The organism is Methanococcoides mangrovi, from assembly GCF_052057775.1.
Lineage (GTDB): Archaea > Halobacteriota > Methanosarcinia > Methanosarcinales > Methanosarcinaceae > Methanococcoides.
In genome coordinates, this window is sequence record NZ_CP195121.1 from 1776784 (window position 1) to 1796283 (window position 19500).

At 42.6% G+C, this 19500-nt stretch carries 20 protein-coding genes; 10 read left to right on the plus strand and 10 right to left on the minus strand.

Annotation, left to right across the window (positions count from 1 at the left end; genetic code table 11):
• Window positions 1–21 precede the first annotated feature (21 nt).
• The gene (locus ACR3I3_RS08920; protein ID WP_440951909.1) at window positions 22–885 is read right to left on the minus strand and encodes a hypothetical protein; all 864 of its coding nucleotides are present in this window, start codon (window positions 883–885) and stop codon (window positions 22–24) included.
• 158 nt (window positions 886–1043) lie between these two features.
• Between ACR3I3_RS08920 and ACR3I3_RS08925 the strand changes: the two genes are divergently transcribed.
• Window positions 1044–1976: a nucleoside recognition domain-containing protein gene (locus ACR3I3_RS08925; RefSeq protein WP_440951910.1), complete on the plus strand. Its 933-nt coding sequence runs from the start codon at window positions 1044–1046 to the stop codon at window positions 1974–1976.
• Between the two features lie 102 nt (window positions 1977–2078).
• Here ACR3I3_RS08925 and ACR3I3_RS08930 read toward each other — a convergent pair whose 3' ends face one another.
• Both ACR3I3_RS08930 and ACR3I3_RS08935 read right to left on the minus strand, forming a co-directional pair.
• The gene (locus tag ACR3I3_RS08930) at window positions 2079–2903 is read right to left on the minus strand and encodes a DUF4097 family beta strand repeat-containing protein (RefSeq protein WP_440951911.1); all 825 of its coding nucleotides are present in this window, start codon (window positions 2901–2903) and stop codon (window positions 2079–2081) included.
• A gap of 125 nt (window positions 2904–3028) precedes the next feature.
• Window positions 3029–3877: an EamA family transporter gene (locus ACR3I3_RS08935; protein ID WP_440951912.1), complete on the minus strand. Its 849-nt coding sequence runs from the start codon at window positions 3875–3877 to the stop codon at window positions 3029–3031.
• Between the two features lie 158 nt (window positions 3878–4035).
• Between ACR3I3_RS08935 and ACR3I3_RS08940 the strand changes: the two genes are divergently transcribed.
• Window positions 4036–4263 carry a hypothetical protein gene (locus tag ACR3I3_RS08940; RefSeq protein ID WP_440951913.1) on the plus strand — a complete coding sequence of 76 codons (228 nt, stop codon included), beginning with the start codon at window positions 4036–4038 and terminating at the stop codon, window positions 4261–4263.
• A 29-nt stretch (window positions 4264–4292) separates the two neighbouring features.
• Here ACR3I3_RS08940 and ACR3I3_RS08945 read toward each other — a convergent pair whose 3' ends face one another.
• Window positions 4293–5831 (minus strand): SulP family inorganic anion transporter, encoded by a 1539-nt coding sequence (locus ACR3I3_RS08945; RefSeq protein WP_440951914.1) that lies wholly within the window; start codon window positions 5829–5831, stop codon window positions 4293–4295.
• A gap of 344 nt (window positions 5832–6175) precedes the next feature.
• Window positions 6176–7093, minus strand: coding sequence for a pirin family protein (locus ACR3I3_RS08950; protein ID WP_440951915.1), 918 nt, complete (start codon window positions 7091–7093; stop codon window positions 6176–6178).
• A 150-nt stretch (window positions 7094–7243) separates the two neighbouring features.
• On the opposite strand from ACR3I3_RS08950, the gene ACR3I3_RS08955 reads away from it, so the two are divergent.
• Window positions 7244–8068, plus strand: a complete 825-nt coding sequence (locus ACR3I3_RS08955) for a nitroreductase family protein (RefSeq protein ID WP_440951916.1) — start codon at window positions 7244–7246, stop codon at window positions 8066–8068.
• 127 nt (window positions 8069–8195) lie between these two features.
• Here the strand turns inward: ACR3I3_RS08955 and ACR3I3_RS08960 are convergent, their stop codons facing one another.
• The 3 genes from ACR3I3_RS08960 to ACR3I3_RS08970 all read right to left on the minus strand — a co-directional run bounded on the left by ACR3I3_RS08960 (window position 8196) and on the right by ACR3I3_RS08970 (window position 10963).
• A complete protein-coding gene (locus ACR3I3_RS08960; RefSeq protein ID WP_440951917.1) occupies window positions 8196–8579 on the minus strand; it encodes a hypothetical protein in 384 nt (127 codons plus the stop codon).
• Between the two features lie 54 nt (window positions 8580–8633).
• A complete protein-coding gene (mtaA, locus tag ACR3I3_RS08965; RefSeq protein ID WP_440951918.1) occupies window positions 8634–9668 on the minus strand; it encodes a methylcobamide:CoM methyltransferase MtaA in 1035 nt (344 codons plus the stop codon).
• 857 nt (window positions 9669–10525) lie between these two features.
• The gene (locus ACR3I3_RS08970; protein ID WP_440951919.1) at window positions 10526–10963 is read right to left on the minus strand and encodes a cupredoxin domain-containing protein; all 438 of its coding nucleotides are present in this window, start codon (window positions 10961–10963) and stop codon (window positions 10526–10528) included.
• A 225-nt stretch (window positions 10964–11188) separates the two neighbouring features.
• On the opposite strand from ACR3I3_RS08970, the gene ACR3I3_RS08975 reads away from it, so the two are divergent.
• From ACR3I3_RS08975 to ACR3I3_RS08990, 4 genes are all read left to right on the plus strand, one after another.
• Window positions 11189–11473 carry a ferritin family protein gene (locus ACR3I3_RS08975; protein WP_440951920.1) on the plus strand — a complete coding sequence of 95 codons (285 nt, stop codon included), beginning with the start codon at window positions 11189–11191 and terminating at the stop codon, window positions 11471–11473.
• Window positions 11474–11487: 14 nt separating this feature from the next.
• A complete protein-coding gene (locus ACR3I3_RS08980) occupies window positions 11488–11757 on the plus strand; it encodes a ferritin family protein (protein ID WP_440951921.1) in 270 nt (89 codons plus the stop codon).
• A gap of 159 nt (window positions 11758–11916) precedes the next feature.
• The gene (locus tag ACR3I3_RS08985; protein WP_440951922.1) at window positions 11917–13407 is read left to right on the plus strand and encodes a small ribosomal subunit Rsm22 family protein; all 1491 of its coding nucleotides are present in this window, start codon (window positions 11917–11919) and stop codon (window positions 13405–13407) included.
• A gap of 322 nt (window positions 13408–13729) precedes the next feature.
• Window positions 13730–14332 carry a hypothetical protein gene (locus ACR3I3_RS08990; RefSeq protein ID WP_440951923.1) on the plus strand — a complete coding sequence of 201 codons (603 nt, stop codon included), beginning with the start codon at window positions 13730–13732 and terminating at the stop codon, window positions 14330–14332.
• 312 nt (window positions 14333–14644) lie between these two features.
• Here the strand turns inward: ACR3I3_RS08990 and ACR3I3_RS08995 are convergent, their stop codons facing one another.
• Window positions 14645–15133, minus strand: a complete 489-nt coding sequence (locus ACR3I3_RS08995) for an ABC transporter ATP-binding protein (RefSeq protein ID WP_440953780.1) — start codon at window positions 15131–15133, stop codon at window positions 14645–14647.
• 350 nt (window positions 15134–15483) lie between these two features.
• Here ACR3I3_RS08995 and ACR3I3_RS09000 point away from each other — a divergent pair, with 350 nt between their 5' ends.
• Window positions 15484–16128, plus strand: coding sequence for a MarC family protein (locus ACR3I3_RS09000; RefSeq protein WP_440951924.1), 645 nt, complete (start codon window positions 15484–15486; stop codon window positions 16126–16128).
• Between the two features lie 7 nt (window positions 16129–16135).
• On the opposite strand, the gene corA is transcribed toward ACR3I3_RS09000, so the two are convergent.
• Window positions 16136–17200 (minus strand): magnesium/cobalt transporter CorA, encoded by a 1065-nt coding sequence (gene corA, locus ACR3I3_RS09005; RefSeq protein WP_440951925.1) that lies wholly within the window; start codon window positions 17198–17200, stop codon window positions 16136–16138.
• Between the two features lie 318 nt (window positions 17201–17518).
• On the opposite strand from corA, the gene ACR3I3_RS09010 reads away from it, so the two are divergent.
• Window positions 17519–18208, plus strand: coding sequence for an ABC transporter ATP-binding protein (locus ACR3I3_RS09010; protein ID WP_440953781.1), 690 nt, complete (start codon window positions 17519–17521; stop codon window positions 18206–18208).
• Window positions 18209–18248: 40 nt separating this feature from the next.
• The gene (locus ACR3I3_RS09015; RefSeq protein ID WP_440951926.1) at window positions 18249–19496 is read left to right on the plus strand and encodes a COG1361 S-layer family protein; all 1248 of its coding nucleotides are present in this window, start codon (window positions 18249–18251) and stop codon (window positions 19494–19496) included.
• The last annotated feature ends 4 nt before the right edge of the window (window positions 19497–19500 follow it).

Here is a 19500-nt window from a genome sequence, read left to right on the forward strand (position 1 = left end):
TCAGCTACTTTATGTTCCAGATTATTGCTTCCGGTATGCAACATAGATGTCCGCTTCGATCATTTTACCATCCTCATAGAAATGGTGGACAAAGTAAACGTTCCCATCTTTATCTAATGTAGGCTCACCTGCGAACTTTGAAATGATAAGTTCAGGTTCCTGCCATTGTCCATTAACCTTTTCAGACTTGAAAACCGCAGGAGTTCCCATGTACCAGCGATTGAACCATAGTTCATTCCCATCAGCAGTAACATATGGCATTCCTTCGTTTTCTTCCGAGTTCAGAACGTCGACGTTAACAGGATCTTTCCATTCACCGTCAGCTTTTGTCAGCATCCATATATCGGTCCCGCCTTTACCACCTTCTTTTGGTGAGTGGTAATAAAGCTCTTCACCATGAATATGCAGTTCTCCCACTTCATATGCAGGATCATAATCAGCATTTTCCCAATTGACCCAGCTTCCATCCTTGAATTCTGCTGAGAACCAGTGGAGTCCTGTGTAGCCTTCTCTGGCGGAACAGAATAACATTGTATTGCCCTGTACGAACTCACAACCATCAAGAGCCAGTTTGCCTGGCTTTTGCAACATCACTCTTTCAGGTTCCTGAAATGAACCGTTAATGTATCTTGAAACATAGATCCCGGTAACGCCATCGAGTATTTGTTTTTCTACAGGTACTCTTACATCAGGTGTAAAGAAGAAATAGATCTCATCCCTGTCAGCTGGAATAAATGGGGAATCCTCGGCGCCTGCAGTATTAATTACTGCCAGAGGAACCGGTTGTTCATATTCAGCTGAGTGTAATTGTGGTGGGAAATTATCGGTTTCTGGAGTCATCTTGATAGCATCTTCCGGTATTGTGCTGTATCGGTCAATCTCCACAGTCTGCTCCTGTTCCGCAATGCATCCACTAACCAGGATTAAGACAAGAGATAGAATTATTAGTAAGACATTCTGTTTCATCAATTCACCTTTTCATTCTATACTTATTTCGTAAGACTACGAAAGACTCTTATCTTATATAGAGTATATGAACGCCAATGTGGATCGATGGACTATATGCAGCATTTGACTATCTCATTAAGGTCATCCCACCGATCGTCATCGGAACCCTGATCATGGATGTCATGGTGGAGATGGGCTGGGTGCACAAGCTGGGCTTTATAGCATCCCCTCTCATGCGTTTTGGTCATTTAAGGGAAGAGATCGGTCTCAGTTTCCTTACTTCCTTTGGTTCCTCAGCTGCCGGGAATTCCATGATAGCAAAGTTGCATGATGACAATCACATCGACCGGAAAGAGACTATCATAGCCACAATGGTCAATTCCTTCCCATCCGGTATCGTACTCTCAAGGGATCTTTTCCCCGTAGTCGTTATATTGCTTGGTACTACCGGTCTCATCTATCTGGGTATAGTTGTACTCATAGGATTCCTGAAGACATTGCTCGCACTTCTGGCTGCACGTATTCTCCTGACACCCCGACCATCAGGGAATATCTATGCAACTACGGAGAAGATCACCCTCCGGGAAGCTTCTGTTAAGGCTTTGAAAAGGTCAAGGAGGTCACTTACAAGGATCGTTGTCACCATGACCATCGTATCCGTGATCGTGTTCCAGCTCATGGAGACAGGCGTCTTTGACTGGGCAGCATCCATAATGAAGGATTCGTTCATGGTACAATACGTTCCTGCCGACGGTCTGCCTATTATCGCCGGCTGGTTTGCCAGCAATATTGCTGCCTACACAATAGCAGGCAACCTTCTGGAAGCAGAGATGCTCTCCTCAAAGGACATAATCCTTGCACTTCTCATCGGAAGGATACTGGCAAGTGTTGCAAGGATAAGGACCATGCTGCCTTATTATATAGGTATCTTCAGCCCGAACCTGGGTGTGAGGATAATGTTCGTATCACTGGTCATGCAGAACGGAATCATGCTGGGTATAGCAGGATTCATTATTTTTTTCTTCTGATCCGGGATTTCCATTCTTGCCGAATATATTCATGTAATCAAATAAAAATCGAATGGGGGGATAGAAGGCTCTCTAAAAAAAGGGGGCAAAATGAAGTTATTCTCAGGCGATCAGCCTGTTAAGATTGACATTTCCATTTGTTGTCCTTATGTCGATCTTATTGCCACCTTCCCCGATGGTCCCTTCTACATGAGTTGATTCAAGTCTTGTGACAACCAGCTCGACTTCGTTCATTGAGATATGACCATTGGTCGCCTCCATCTCGATATCGGCATCAAGGGATGGGTCGATGTGAAGTGTTATTCCTCCATTGGTACATCTGATATCTATATCTTCTTTTATGTCAAGGATATGGGCTTCGATCTTCCCGTTAGTTGTTTTCAGGTCAACGATCCCGGTTGTTCTCCGGATGTCAAGGGCACCATTGCTTGAGGTTGCTGCAACGTATCCTTCAACGTTGCTGATTGCTATGTTTCCATTGGTTGTCAGGGCTGTAATATTTCCCCTTGTGTCCGAGATAACAATATTTCCGTTCGTTGTCTTAACAACTCCAACAGTGGTGTTCTCAGGGATCCTTATCCTCATATCAACTGAGACCCTGACACCTTCATAAGAAGGATATTTTGTTTCCACTTTCAGTTCATCATTGATCTCATTGACGATGATATGGACCTTTTCAAGTTCTTCTTCCCCATAATATGTCCGTTTTGTAGCATCCAGCCTTATTGTATCTCCATCCCAGCTATCGATCTCTATCTGTCCGTTCACATTGAGGACGCCTAATGTTGTATTGTTGGTTGCATCATATTCTCCGCTGAAGTACTCCACTTCTTCGGCACCGAGGTCCGGTCCGTATGAGGTACATCCGGAAACGGCAGCAATAGCTATTGTAGCCAGTAATAGGAACGTGATCTGGTATTTGTTCAATATAAAGCCCCCCAATAAGAATTGGGGACAGTTTATAATAAATCTATCTGTTAGCTGCACAATGAACATTATGAGCTTAAAAGGGTTCAGTTTGATCCTTATTATTCTAATTCAGGTTATAGCGCTCATGAAGAGATGAAAACTATCGCAACCAGTGCAGCGGCCACACCCATCCATTGTTTTGAAGATAGTTTCTCCTTTAGTATGATCCATGCAAGCAATACTGTGCCTGCGGGATACAGCGATGATGTAATGGAAGCTATGTCCAGCCGGCCTGCCTGTGAAGCAAGTGCAAAGAAAGTGTTGCCGCCGGTATCGAAGATCCCTGCAAGGAGAATTACCGGAAATACGTTCTTTGAAGGGACATAGATCTGCCTGCTGTATGCTATGAATACAAGAAGCGTGATAACTGCTGCTATCCTTGCAGCGGTAAGTGGCCAGAGTACGGCTGTATCACTGACCTTATCGATTGATATGAAGAACAGTCCGAAACCGGTTCCTGCAATTAGCGGAAGTATGAGGTCTGAGCGTTCTATTTTGCTGCTCTCATCCCCTCCACCTGCAATGAGCCAGACGGCTACAAGTGCAAAGGCAAAACCGATCATCTGGTGAACGGCAGGAAGTCCTTCATAAAATGCACCATATATGACCGGTACTGCAGCGGCCACAACAGCTGAGGTCGGTGCGACCAGTCCCATCCTTCCCTGTGATAGACCACGGTAAAGTGCAAGAAGGCCTATACTTATGAAAACTCCTGCAATTGCTCCCCAGATCATGCCATTCACAGGTGGCATTACTTCACCCATCAAATGGGCCGAGGCTGCAAGAAGGAATACTCCGACAGCCTGAGTTATCAGGACAACACTATAGACATTTGCACGTTTTGAAGCAAAGCCTCCGCTGAAATCTCCGGCACCCCAGGATATGGCTGCCATCAATCCAAAGAAGACCACGAGAAACTCAGCAGGTATCATATTGTCATTATCCTCCGTGGAGTAGCTATGATATTGAACTATTTGACTTTATGCCCTTATACCTCATTTTCTATATTTGATTAGAACATCATATTTATCCATTGATCGCAAATATCTATATGGGGTTACAAAATGAAAATTAAAGTTGAGGGATCTCTATGATCCGGATCCGGAAGAGGTACAGGGATGATCCAGAAGAGATCGATGAAGGGGAAATAGACAGGGTCGAAATGACCCTTGTTACGTATAAAAAAGTGTGCTGTGGGCACAAAAAGAAGGCAATTATGGATATTGGCCGGATCAGTGAACCAAAGGATCTGCATTTGTTGAATGTAAAGGAATATTCGATCGAGGATCGGGTACTCAGTATATTTATCGAGATCTGATCGCCGGATCGGACATATCCTGGTATATCTTATCCCAGTATATCGGAAGGAACCTTGTAATGAGGGTCTTCCCAGTGATTTACATCGATAATTGCAGAGGCATTGTCCAGAAGAACAAGGCAATCTTCGCTTAAATGTCGAAGGTGGACCTTTTTACCAACTCTTGCATAGCGCTCAGTTACCTTGTTCAGTGCTTCGATCGCGGAATGGTCAGCAACCCTTGATTCTTTGAGGTCAATAATGATCTCATCCGGATCATTAAGGACATCGAACCTGTTCTGGAATTCAGTTACCGAGCCAAAGAACAACGGACCAAAGAACTCGTAGTGTTTGATCCCGTTATCATCAATTATCTCTCTTGCACGGACCAGTTTGGCGTTTTCCCATGCAAATGCCAGTGCTGAGATCACGACGCCTGCAATTACTGCTACTGCCAGGTTGTGGTAGATAACGGTTATGCCTGCAACGACCACCATAACAATTACATCCGTTGTGGGCACTTTCCTGAATATCTTTAATGATGCCCACTCAAATGTGCTGATAGAAACTACGAACATCACACCAACCAGTGCTGCCATTGGGATCTTTTCGATAAGCGGGGAACCGACCAGCACAATTACCAAAAGGCCTGTGGCTGCAATGATCCCTGATATCCTGTTCCTGGCACCTGAATTGATATTGATGATACTCTGTCCGATCATCGCACAGCCGCCCATTCCTCCAAAGAGACCGCAAACAAAATTGGCGACACCCTGGCCCACGCTCTCTTTATTTGCTCTGCTCCTTGTTTCTGTCATTTCATCTATCACGGTAAGCGTCAACAGGCTCTCGATCAATCCCACCAGTGCCATAATTAATGAGTATGGGAAGATGATCTTCAGTGTTTCCAGGTTAAGCGGGACCTGCGGGAGATGGAAAGCAGGTAATCCTCCTGCAATAGAGGCAATATCCCCTACTGTCCTTGTCTGGATCTGGAAATATATGACAATAGCTGAAACAACTATGATCGCAGTCAGTGAAGATGGAACTGCTTTTGTCAGCTTTGGAAGTAAATAGATGATCGCCATTGTCATACCTACAAGACCTAGCATGACCAGAAGTGCCTGTCCGCTTAGCCAGTGCTCGATCCCGTTAATGTCAGTGACCTTGAACTGGGCAAGCTGTGCCATGAAGATAACTATGGCCAGTCCGTTTACAAAACCGAACATCACTGCATGTGGTACAAGCCGGATGAATTTTCCCAATCTCAAAAAACCGATGGTCATTTGAAGGATCCCCATCAGTATCACGGCAGCAAAGAGGTACTCGATCCCGTGTCTGACAACCAGGGCCACAACTACGACCGCTATTGCTCCTGTAGCACCTGAGATCATTCCCGGCCTGCCACCTATGATGGCTGTTATCAATCCTATGATGAATGCAGAGTATAGTCCGACCAACGGACTGACGTTAGCTATGATGGAGAATGCCACAGCTTCAGGCACAAGGGCCAGTGAAACAGTTAATCCCGAAAGGACCTCGTTTTTTAAATTTGATTGGTCGTTCTTTAATTGTTCTATAAATGCCATATTTATCCCATTTTAAAAATGCTAATGTGCCATCTGGGTGGGGAATACCTTGTATCATCAAGGAAAAACAAGCAGGATACCATTGATAGCTGGTGAAATAATACCAGTAAAGGGCCGGATGTTATTGCAAAGGCAATGTGGAGTACTCAAATTTGGAGTACTGCGATTGCTAGAATAAAACCTGTTCTCAGATCATATCGAATTGATCTAGGATCTTGTTCTCAAATTCCATTAGTTATATCATTTAGATATATACTGCCAGGATTAGCAGAGCTTCGTAAAAGAGGCTCTCACTATATATATTTAATCATGGTCTGGAAGGAAAAAGAAAAAGGAAAGCAGAATTAATCGGCTTTGCCGGTTTTGATAAATGTCCCGTTCCTGTATTCCTCAAAAGCAACCTGCAATTCTTCCTGTGTGTTCATCACTATCGGGCCATACCAGGCAACCGGTTCATTGATGGGCTTGCCGGATACAAGAAGGAATCTAAGACCTTCGTTTCCTGCCGTTGCTACAATTTCATCCCCATCATCAAACATTATTAAATTCTCAGGCTTTATGGGTGAAGGTTCTTTGAGGTCGAAATATTTAGCACCCTCAACTTCGAATGAGTATGGATCATGATCTTTTCCAAAGACACCCTCTCCCTTAAGAATATAGGCAAAGACCGTATACCCTGTTTTTGTGGGATGCACGTATGATGTTGCCGGAGGGATTGTTATGTCCAGATATTCAGGATCGGTAACAATGTCCTGCACCGGCCCTTTCTTTCCATTCACTTCGCCACAGATCACCTTGATGCGAACGTCGTTGTCCAGAACAATTTCCGGTATCTGATGGCTTTTGACCTCCTGATATCTCGGATCCATCATCTTGTGGGATGCCGGCAGGTTGGCCCACAACTGGAAACCCCAGAGAGCTGTGCCTTCTTTTGCCTTTGGCATTTCCTGGTGAATGATCCCGCTTCCGGCTGTCATCCACTGTACATCGCCGGATTCGATGAGGCCCTTGTTTCCCATGCTGTCGCCATGCTCTACTTCTCCGGAAAGCATGTATGTGATAGTTTCGATCCCTCTGTGTGGATGCCATGGAAATCCCATGATGTACTCATTCGGATCATCCGAATGGAAATCATCAAGCAGAAGAAATGGGTCAAGTTGAGGCACATGATTGAATCCGAATGCTCTTTTCAGGTGTACGCCTGCACCTTCTATGGTTGGCATACTCTTCATGATCTTTTTGATGGATCTTGTAACTCCCATAATAATTCCCCATAAGGTATGCTTCTCTGATATTATATGAGATTTATCTTACTCCTAACTTCTCTGCAAATTTTGCTCATGGATGAAAAGTATATAAGCTTCTGACTCCAACATTAAGCTAACTTAATTTTGTGGAGTAGAGGTGACCTGATGACTGTAATTACAATTGACCCTGAGTTGTGCACTAATTGTGAGATATGCGTAGAGATCTGTCCGATGTCCATAATCCTGCCTTCAAGTGAAGGCGAAACCCCTTACTCACCAGAGGATGCTGCTACGTATTGTGCGAAATGCGGACACTGTGAGGTATTCTGTCCTGAAGGGGCTATCTCCACTTTATTCGATTCGACTTATTACCAGCTGCATGATGACGAATTCCCTTCAATACCTCCGTCTGAGATCGGCAAATATATGGTAATGCGCCGATCGATCAGAAGCTACAGGGAAGATCCTGTCGATAAGGATACAATAGAGTCTGTTCTTGACATTGCCCGTTATGCCCCTTCCGGAATGAACAAGCAGCCTGTACACTGGACCATCGTTCACAATACCGATGAAGTGAAGAAGATCGCCGGATTGAGCATTGACTGGATGCGTGAGGTCGTTGCAAGTGAGGATGACCATCCTCTCAAGCCACTGATGCCAGGGCTGATCTCTTCATACGAAATGGGTATTGATCCCATTTGCAGGGCAGCTCCGCATCTTGTGATAGTGCATACTCCGGCGGAGTACCCTACTGGGTATACTGACAGCATTATAGCCCTTTCATGGTTCGAACTTGCAGCCCAGGCCTTTGAGGTCGGAACCTGTTGGGCAGGTTTCCTTGCCATAGCAGCTGCTTCTTATAAACCGATAAGGGATGTACTGGAACTTCCATCGGGTCATGTGGTGCAATACTGCATGATGTTCGGCTATCCTGAACACAAGGTCAGGGGAATACCTGGAAGGGAGCCTGCAAGAGTTAACTGGAAATGAAAAGGATATTGATCTTAAAGGAGATATCTCTTGGGAAGGCAGCTCTTTAAGTTCAGAGCTCGCCTTTCTCCATTAAATTTTACATTTTGTTTATTTATATACTAAAAAAGAAAGAAGTGCCGAACTCTTATTTTTTATATTCCAAAGCTGTTCCAACAGTGATGGTCATCACGGGAATTACGATATACCTCAATCCGATCTGCATAAAATAATCTGAAATAGACATTCCTGATATGGGAATCAGTACCAACAGATCTAATAGTATGTTTATGGCAAACCAAACTAAACCGACAATGACTCCTTCTTTGAAATAATCTGCATCGATGTTTTTGAAATAAGAGATCAAAAGGAAAGCGGCAGAAATGGAGCCGACAACGATCATTATAGACTTGAAAAAGAAAATGTCAATTGTAAGGTCTCCTTCTTGTGTATAAAATAAGAAGGAAGCTGCAAAAGGTATAAGCCATTCAAGGAAACCATACGAAACGTTTCTAACATATTTATTTATCATATTATATGTTTAGGACAGTCCGTTTTCTTAAGTATTTTCATTGATCTAAAACTATTACTCCTCTTTCTCCATGTAGTACTCATCCCTTGCTGCAACGAATGCCCTGATGTTCTCAAGTGAAGTATGTGGTGCCAGTCCGCATCCCGGTGCAAGTATATCGATACCATCTTCAATACATGCTTTTGCCTCTTCTTTTACCTGCTCCGGAGGCATTCCTAGAAGAGTTCCAACCGGGGAAATATTTCCTATCAGGCATGTTTTGTCACCGATAATGCTCTTTGCATATCCGACATCGACCTTTTCTTCGATACTTATTCCATCAAACCCTGAGGTTGACAGGGGTTCAAGGATATCGGAAGCATCCCCGCAGATATGTGCGATTGTCTTTCCGGTCACTTTCTGGTTGTATCTCTTATATTCATCCAGTATCATCATCTCAAAGAACTCAGGTGGTATCAGGTCCGGTCCTGCTTCTGAATCAGGCAGACAGACAACATCAGCCCCATGCTCGAAAAGGGCATTGGAGTATTCTATGCAGATGTCGGTTCCTATCCTGAGCAGATCCCTGATGGTATCAGGTTGTGAGATGAACCACATGAGGTAGTTCTTTGCGCCCACGAGTGACAATGCAAGTGCAGCAGGTCCAAGCATGCCGGCAACTACGGGGATGTCGTCACTGACCCTTTCTTTTACAATGTCGGTTGCCTTCAGGAGGGTTGCTACTCTTTCACATTCAAGCAGGTTCTCGGGGATCTCCAGATCGTGAACATCTTCAGGTTTCTTGCAAGGGAAATCAACAATGGATGGCTGTGTATCATAGCTTCCTTCGACGATCTTACAGCCCAGTGTCTGTGGTATATCAGTACCATCAAAAGGATAGCGAATAGTTTCAAGGCCTGCAACCTCATAACCTGCTATTGCAAGGGTTGCCATTTTTTCAGCATCAAAATGAGCTTCCGGCCATTTCGCACCACAGATCTCCATAAGTTCGATGGTTCCTGTCTGGGTGACCGAACAGACCGGAACTTTCTCGACATCTTTACATTCTAAAGCTCGTATGAATCTATCTTTCATTGTCAGATCTGTCAATTTCAACCCTCGGTGCTTTGTATAATATTTGAAGTTCGTTCTTTTTGGCTGAACGGATATTATTTTGAACACAGGGGTTATTTTAAGGTTCTGTTGTCTGCTATTTAGATGGTTCTGATTTATTGCCTGGAATGTCCTGAGCAGAATAAAAAAAGGATATAATATGTTTTACATTGATGCTGTTGTGGATGCCGTATAAACATGGATAGGAAAATCTGTATTTTCTTACCAGAGAGATTCATAACATCCTATGCAAAGGTGCAAAAGATGCTCATATTCAGGTTCGTAGAACTTGATAGGCACAGTATTCCGATGGGACCCGCAAGCTTCACACTTAGCTACAAAGCTGGTCTTCTGTGGGGGAAACCTATGCATATTTAGGATGCCATTAAGCCTTATATCCTTGTTCAAATCGACTGCACTTTCTGTATCAATGATCAGCATTTCTTCAACACTCTCCCTTTAAATTGATTTAAATGCTTTAAGCAGATAGCCTTCGTTAAATGGTGGCTCAGTTAGTTGAATTTCATTCAAAAACATCCAAACTTAATTAAATATCTCTTGCTATTAATATATATCTTTTTTGATACAATATATTCTATAGTAATCAAAATATATGTAATCTCACGGGGGCAATATCTGTCCGTTCCAAGCTTGTTGTGCTGGATCAATTCATGGAGATAGACTGCTGTCATTATTCCATGTTCCTGTCGGTTAAAAAGGATCTTACAATTTTTAATTGATCTTGTTTGACAAAATCAGGTATTATAAAAAAGTGATTGGATGGATGAATTAATTGACAGGTTGAATCCGTTCCCACCCAATTGTTCCAGGATCCTGCTCCAATAACATCTCTTTTAATTTTCCACTATGATCTCTCCTTCCATGTATGGGTGGAATGTACAGATATAGTCATAATTTCCTGCTTCTTCAAATGTAAAACTGAAACTTTCACCTTTTGAAAGGCTTCCTGAATCAAATCCTTCATCGTTCGAAGTTGCAGTGTGTGGTGCTGAATCCATATTTATCCATGTGACCGTATCGCCAACAGATATCTGTAGTGTATCAGGCTTGAATTTGAAGTCTTCTATCAGCACTTCGTATTCCATGGAAGTTGTATCTTCAGTATCTTCCGTTGCATTATCTGTGCTTTCAATTTCCTCTTCTGTGATTTCATCGGAGGTATCTTCAGGTGTGGTCATTTCTGCTTCAGGTTCCGGCTGATCATCATACTGTGCACAGCCGGCCATCACTATTGTTGCCAGCAAGACTAAAACTACAATTAGTGCTTTCATTTGTAACTCCCCCTTGTTTATTAACTGAATAAAGTTATGTTATAATCGACAATATTAATATTTCCTGCATAATGTCTCTAATTGTATTCCTGCGAAATTTATTAATAGTTAAGCAAATGTTATTTTAATGGGAATTTGATCGGGTTTTTGTCTTCGCTACCTTAGAAGTTTTCCACAGGATCCCGGTTCAATATCACTGTTATCATAAAGTAACGGGGTGCACAGATGTTATCAAAAATTCCAATAGACCTTTCGAGCGTAGCTCCTGAAGACATCAATAAAGAGATCCTCAGGACTGCAGTAATTGCTGAACTTGATGCTATCAGTCTTTATGAGCAAATGGCTGCTCTTACAGAGAACGCTGAAGTAAAACAGGTACTTCTTGATGTTGCAAAAGAAGAAAAGACCCATGTGGGCGAGTTCCAGACACTGTTGTTGAGAGAAGATGATCAGCAGGAGTATGAGTTGAAGATGGGTCAAAAAGAAGTTGAAGAGATGCTCGAAAAATAATCGGAGGTCTGTAAGTGTTATCTGAAATACCCATCGATCTTGAAATTGTGGATAAGAAAGACATTGACAAGGAGCTCATGAGACTTTCCATGATAGCTGAGCTTGATGCTATCAACCTGTATGAGCAAATGGCAGCATTGACTGATGATGAGGATCTGCGGGAGATCCTTCTTGATGTGGCAAGGGAAGAAATGATCCACGTGGCAATGTTCCAGACCGTCCTCATGGAAGTGGATGATGAATACCTGGAGGTTCTTGCGGAATACTCTCTTGCAAAGGCGTGAACTTGCAAATCTCTTTTTTTCTTTCTACCTATCTACCTTCCCTTCCACGCTTTTTCATTTTCGGTTTTCTGTTCATTTTGCTTTTGTTCTATCCGTTTTTTTTTTGGATTGATTTTCATTCCAAAATGCTTTAATTACTTGTGATCCTTCCTGCACAGGATGGCCAAAAATAATATCCTCTCCACTATGAAATATGTCTCACGCATGAAAAAGGAGTTCATGCTATCGGAGATCAAAGACTATATCGAAGAAGAGATGTCGACGCAGGACATTTACAATGCTGTATCACCTTTCCTTTTTGATCTTAAGCTCAATGCAACTCCTTTGGATGATGATTTCCAGATGACTCGTGGTCTTAGCAGGGAAAAGATGGAACTCACTGATGAAGAGAAAGAGAAAATGCTGTCATTTTTTGGTTCTGCTGTTGTACCCGGCCAGCTTCAGAAGATCATTGAGAACTATATTACACAAAAGACTACCAAGGAATGGGATGACCCGGCGGTCCTTGAGAGGATAAGAAAAGCAATAGTCTCTCAGAAGAATGCCTATTGGAAGTCTGGCAAGTCCAGGATCATCTCATATGAGAAAGGCTACAGTATTCTGGCTTATCTTGCTTATCAGTTCCCTGTATATTTCGTGCAGTTCGAGCATATCCTCTACAGTATGGCAGTTGAAGGCATGTTGAAGAAGAGGATGAAGGTCCTTGATATCGGTACCGGTCCTGGCACCGTACCTCTTGCGATAGCTGACTTTTACAGGAGGCTGGATGATGCAGAAGTGGCTATCCATAGTGTGGAGCTTTATGATGAGAACATCGAAGCATATGATGCCATTGTATCTGAATATGCAAAGAAGGCATCAGGGGTGATAATGGAGGATCCAATTAAGGCCAACCTGGTAGATCTCAAACCTGAAAACATTCCGGACAATATTGATCTCATGATATTTTCCAATGTTCTCAATGAGGTCCGTGGACTTACCATCGAACAGAAAGCAGAGCTTGTTAAAAGGCTGTCCTCCAGACTTTCAGATGATGGTAACATCGTCCTTGTAGAACCTGCTGACCGTGTGAATTCGACCGAGTTCAGGAAACTTACTCTTGCCCTCAAACGTCAGGGTCTTGGAATATTCAGTCCGTGTTCATTTATCTGGTGTCAGGGGTGCAAACCTGATGAATGCTGGAGCTTTGAACAGAAGGATGACATCAAACCGACAAGGCTCATGGAAAAGCTTGCAGATTGTGAGGAAGCTTTTCGTTATCTGAACACTGACATCAAGTACTCGTATGCTATAATGAGGAAGGACAACCTCTCTAGAATAAACTACAAGGTGCCCCTAAAATCAAAGTTTGCCCGACTGGCAGATATGGATAAGCATGTTGGGAAACGCATCAATGTAGTTTGTTCCCTGATGTCCGGTGACCTTGGTGACATTAAATATGCGGTCTATAAGATATGTGATGGTACTTCCCGGAAACAGGTGTATGCCTTGTTGCCTTCCCATCATGTAGTTCCTGAGAACGAGCTTCTTAAGAAGGAAAGTTATGGTTCTGTTATTGAGCTCTATAATGTTCTTGTAAAATACAACAAGGATAAGGATGCGTACAATCTGCTTTTGAGCAAACAGAGCATTGTTGAAAAAGTGGAATGAGATATTCCACAACTTCCTCTTTCAGTTAAGTTAACTTAACTTTACTTTTCTTTTTTTCAAATCATTTTTAGATCTGTACAAGATTTATCAGTCCCTATTTAAAATCTCTACAGTCACAATGTTCCCATCATCGCTTTTTCTAAAAAATTTCGGGCACAATGGACTTCTATTTTTTAAGATCCTACATGGATTCTCAATTTGAATTGTATTAGTCAAGAAAACAAGACTTAAATATGATTGAGTTCTATCTATGTATGCAGATCTAGTTTGCAAAAGAACTGGTATTTCATAAGGGGGTTATACCATATCATACGAAGACACGATGGACAAAGTAAGGATAAAACTGAACTCCACAAAAGGCATTGAACAAATGCTTGTTCTTAATGATGCGGACCGGATGAAAATTATCGAACTTGAGAGAGAGGACGAAAAGGTCAGGTCAGTTCTTTTTGGGAAAAAGAACAATCTTGGAGTAAAACAGGTCCTTAATTGTGATGTCATGATGGCATTCCTGACCAATAAGGAGTTCGGATGGCCTGAAAATAATATCAGGCTAATGGACGGAAACCTGATAATTGGTGGGGATGTTACGGATCCGGTAAAACTTCAGGAATATCAGGAACACTCAGGTTATTGTGTTTTCGGGAATATTGTTGTAGAACTCGATAAGTTAGTGAAGAGGGATTCTTCTGCAGATCCTATATGCATGGTCATAAATCCAAAACCTTTTCCCTATATTGATCACATTCCCGGTGTCTCCGATGCTCTTATGGCATCCCCTTCCAGGTTCACTGATGAATACATAAGGATGAGGTCCCGTTCAAAAAGCAGGGCCGGTTGTATCGGTACTTTCCTTTTAGGCTTCAACATACGGGACAGTTTTGCAAAACCGGCGGGATATGCCTCCGTCAGAAGCATTGTCTAACTGTTTATGATTAAACTTGAAGATCTGAATGGATGTGGTTTCTAACTTCCTTTACGCATCCGTTCTTATTCTTCTCATTTTTAGCTATTTATTTTACTCACCACTTCTATTCATTTTTTTGTTTCGTTTTAGCAATTATTTCTATTTCATCAGAGATCATTTCCAAATATAAAATAAATATGTGTTGTAATCAATTACAATGACAAAAAGTTGCATTACATGTCATTATATTAAATTACATTAAGTTCGAAGGTCATGTTATTATCTTATATCTACTTCATAGACCAGTCATAATTTTTTATTACATATAACTCATTCAATCGGAACAACAATGCGATATCCGTTCAGCTCTTCCACGGTCGTTGCCACTCCGTAGACCTGTTCTATTGTTTCAGGAACGACCATATGCTGATCTCCGTGGGCAAAGATGGTCCCATCCTTCAGGAACATATATTTATCAGCAAATCGGAGTGCAAGATTGATATCGTGCATTGTTATGACCGCTGATACGTTGTTCTCTTTCACGATCTGTTTTACCGTACGTAATATCTCAAGTTGCTTCTTAAGGTCAAGGCTGCTTGTGGGTTCATCAAGAAGCAGGAGCTTTGGTTCCTGGACAAGAGCCCTTGCTATTGCAACTCTCTGGATTTCCCCTCCGCTCATCTCATTGATATATCTGAGTGCAAGGTTCTCAAGCTCCAGTTTCGTGATGAACGATCTGACGACCTTGTTGTCCTTTTCTTTGACGTTCCATACGATATGGGGCTTTCTCCCAAGCAGGATCGCGTCATAGGCTGTCAGTCTCCAGGCTTAAGGTTGAAGTGTATCTGATCAAGTACTTTCCTCGTCTTGTAATTGAACCCAAGTTCTTCTACGTTCAACATTAGTGCTGATACCCCCGGATAAGCAGGTAAAGGAACAACGGTGCACCCATGAATGCGGTCAGGATGGCCACAGGAAGCTCATGTGTTGTTATATCCAAAAAAGTTCCCGTTTTCTGGTTGTTTTTGATTTTGAGTATAAAAATATCGGTTATAATATGCTGGTTATATTGTTCTCATCATATTGGACTGATTTTTCATGACCTGCCGTTTTCCAATCCCCTATACTTATCGCAGACTTTTTAAAACAATATCCCGTTCTATTGATTGATGGATCTTCTTGGGTACTTCATCTATGTATTTATCACATTATTTGCTATTGTGAGCCCGCTTAGTGGAGTAATTACATTCCTGACTCTGACCAATGGGCTGACACTGGATGAAAAGAATGCAATAGCCAGGAGATCGGTCACTTTGGCCTTTGCTATTGCCATGTTCTTCATTTTTACAGGAACCATCATCCTTGAGTTCTTTGGGATAGGTATTGATTCACTGAAAGTTGCCGGTGGTCTGCTACTCTTTACTATTGCATTCGATATGATGCAGGCAAAGATCTCAAGAGAAAGCATTACAGATAAGGAGATAGATGCATCCAGTGAGCGAGAGGACATCTGGATATTCCCTATAGCAATGCCTATGCTTACCGGACCTGCTACTATTACAACAGTTATAATCCTCACAGAATCAGCGGAAGTTGTCCCTCAGAAAGTGCTGATAATCCTTGCGACGGTGCTGACCTATGCAATATCCCTGTTAATATTCCTTTTTTCAAGGAGGCTGCACAAAAGAATGGGATACAATGGTATGCTTGTGATCACGCGTCTGTTCGGTCTTTTCCTGGGTGCTATCTCAGTGAGCATGATAGCAAGTGGTATCTGGGGACTTTATCTCAGTATGTCCGGCCTCCCAGCCTGAACGTATTTCAGAGCCATTTCAGATTCCTGAAATAACCTATCATTCCGATAGCTACTGATAACATAATTACCCATACTGCAGGATATCCCCATTGCCATCCCAGTTCAGGCATATTTTCAAAGTTCATTCCATAGATGCCTGCAATGAATGTGAGGGGAATAAAAATGGTGGCTATGATGGTCAGCACCTTCATGATCTCGTTCATCCTGTTGCTTGCAGTTGAAAGGTAAAGGTCCAGCATTGTTGAGAGTATGTCCCTGTATGATTCGATCGTATCAATGACCTGTATAGTGTGATCGTATACATCTTTCAGGAAGATCGCTGTAGATTCTCTGATAAATGGCGTCTCTTCTCTCTGGAGGCCGCTGACAACTTCCCTGAGCGGCCAGATGAACTTTCTTAAGAATATAATTTCTTTTTTGAGGCGGTGGATCTGTTCAATCGTTCTTGGTGTTGGATTGTCCAGCAGCTCATCATCAAGCTCTTCTATATCCTCCCCTATTTTTTCGAGCATGACGAAGTAGTTGTCAATAATGGAGTCCAGAAGTGCGTAGGCCAGGTAATCCGGACCTTGTTTTCGAATTCGGCCTTTTGAGAGCTTCAATCTTTCTCTTACGGGGTCAAAGGTATCTCCTATAACTTCCTGGAATGAAATGACAAAATTTGGACCAAGGATTATACTCACCTGTTCAGATGTAAGTTCTTCTTCATCCTCGTCATAGGTAAGCATTTTCAGAACGATATATATATAGGGGTCGAAGAACTCAACCTTAGGTCTCTGGTCAGTATGTACAATGTCCTCAAGTACCAGCGGATGTATCCCAAAATGAAGACCTATCTTTTCGATCAGTTCTACCTGATGAACCCCGCAGATATTTATCCATGAAACGTCATTGGTGTCCCTGAAAGGGTATGTTTCTTCTATATTCTCAGCTTTTATTTCCTGAAAATTTTTATCATTATAGTCAATGATAGTGATCTCTGGTTCTATCAGGTGCTTTTCCCCAATATGGATCAATGTTCCGGGAACTTCTCCCGCTTTCCTGGAACCTGTGTGAAGTATTCTGACCATGATCTACCCTTACTCTGAAATCTATTCTGTTTTCTTACCTTAAATAAATTATTATGTTTGTTTGAAAACAGACCGACAACTATCAGCTGTACATCCCTCTTTTCTTGTAATGTGCTATTTCTCTTTAACATTTACCGTATGCTAAGCCTTAAATAAGCAAGAATCCAATATTTCTATAAAGTTATTGTAATGGGGTTATGGTTGTGGCTAATGACGACTAGATATATGCATCAATATTAATTAGATGCTTTGAATATTGTTTATATTCAGTTGGGGGGTGGATATTTGGAAAGTGTCCCGATCAAAGATATAGAGGATATGGCTGTTGTAAAGGCTACTAATGTATGTCGTGATTATCAGGTCGGCGAGATGACGATATCTGTCCTTAAAAACGTGAATCTGCTTGTTAAAAAAGGAGAATTTGTAGCCATTATGGGGCCTTCTGGTTCTGGTAAGAGTACTCTGATGAATATGATTGGATGCCTGGACAGGCCCACTTGTGGCAGTGTGGTCCTGATGGGGAAGGACGTAAACAGGATATCTGACAATGAACTTGCACGACTTCGGGGTCTTGAGATCGGTTTTGTGTTCCAGAGCTTCAACCTTGTTCCAAGACTTACGGCTCTTGAGAATGTGGAACTGCCGACCTATGCAAACAGCAGGCAGGGAGTTGATAACAGGGTTCGTGCCAGGGATCTACTGAAACTTGTCGGACTGGAGGACAGGATGAACTACCGTCCAACCGAACTCTCAGGTGGTCAGTCCCAGAGAGTGGCTGTTGCACGTGCTTTGATCAATGACCCTTCACTTATTCTTGCTGATGAGCCTACCGGGAACCTGGATTCCAAAACCGGGAAGGAGATCATGGAACTTTTCACTGATCTCAACAAAAAAGGGCGTACGATAATAATGATCACGCATGATCCAAACCTTGCAAAAAAATATGCTGATCGGGTAGTGTATCTGAAGGATGGTTATATTGAAGACAGAAGTAATGTTGCTAATTGATAATATATTGGATCGAACTGATAAAAAGGTGGAGTATATTGTGAAAGATCGTAGAAGAATATCAACGATTCTGGTGATGCTGCTGCTTTTTGTTGCTGCAGCTCCTATGAATGCCGGCGCTGCAACTTCAGGCAGCAGTACATTGAGAGTTGACCTGTTAAAATATGATCCCTATCCAGCGGAGATCGGTTCTTACGTGGACGTATGGATCAAGGTAGAGAACTTTGCTTCCGGGTCTGCTGAGGACGTTTCAATAAAGATTGAACCTGAGTATCCTTTTTCACTGGATTCCGAGAAAAATGCAATAAAGAACTTTGGTATACTGCCACCTGATCGGGCTGCTATCCATGAATACCGTCTATATGTGGACGATGGTGCAAAGGCAGGTTCCGGCAGTTTTGACATATTATATCGTGCAAGTGATGATTTCACCTGGCAAAAGACGACCTTTGATATAAAAGTAGGCTCCACCACTTTTAACAGCAAGGGTACCGTTGCTCTATCCAATTTAGTTTCCTCTCCTGAGGTATTCATGCCCGGTGATGAAGGCAGTGTCAGTTTTACTCTGACAAATACCGCTCAGCAGAGCACTATTACCATTGATGGTGAGAGCTTTGATACCTATGCAAGGGTCCAGTCGGCAACTCTTGTAGGCACGGAAATGATCACCGTGACAAGCCAGCCATACGAGGGCAAAGGTGTGCTGGGGCCTGGAGATTTCGTACAGGTAACTTACAATATAGATATCAGTGATTCCATAGAGGATGGCACCTATTTCCTTGATCTTGTAATGATAGGCAATTCACACTCTTTCAATAACAACTGGATGGTTCCTGTAGTTGTGGATTCGTCTGCAGTAAGGGTTATCCCCTCTGTGCCTCTGGTCCTGGAGAACGGGAAGGCGGACCTGGAGTTCGATGTTGCCAACATCCATCCAAATGAGCTTTCATCCGTGCTGGTTAAAATGGAAGCAGATGGTGTTGAGTTCCTTCCTCAGGAATATTTCGTTGGTTCAATGGACCCGGATGAGCTATTCACCATTGAGATCGAAGCACAGGCCGAAGACCCTGAAGCCACCGGAGAGGTCAACCTTACCATCTACACGGAATACAGGAATGGCCTGAACGAGCATCAGGACACTCTTGGGACCCGTGTCCTTAAGCTGGAGCAGATTGAAGAAGATAACAATAATGTCGTGATCGTTCTTCTTCTGGCAGGAGCTATCATTGTGGGTGCTGCATATTACATGTACCGGAAGAAAGGCCTGAGGATATCTATGGAAAGCTGAGAAA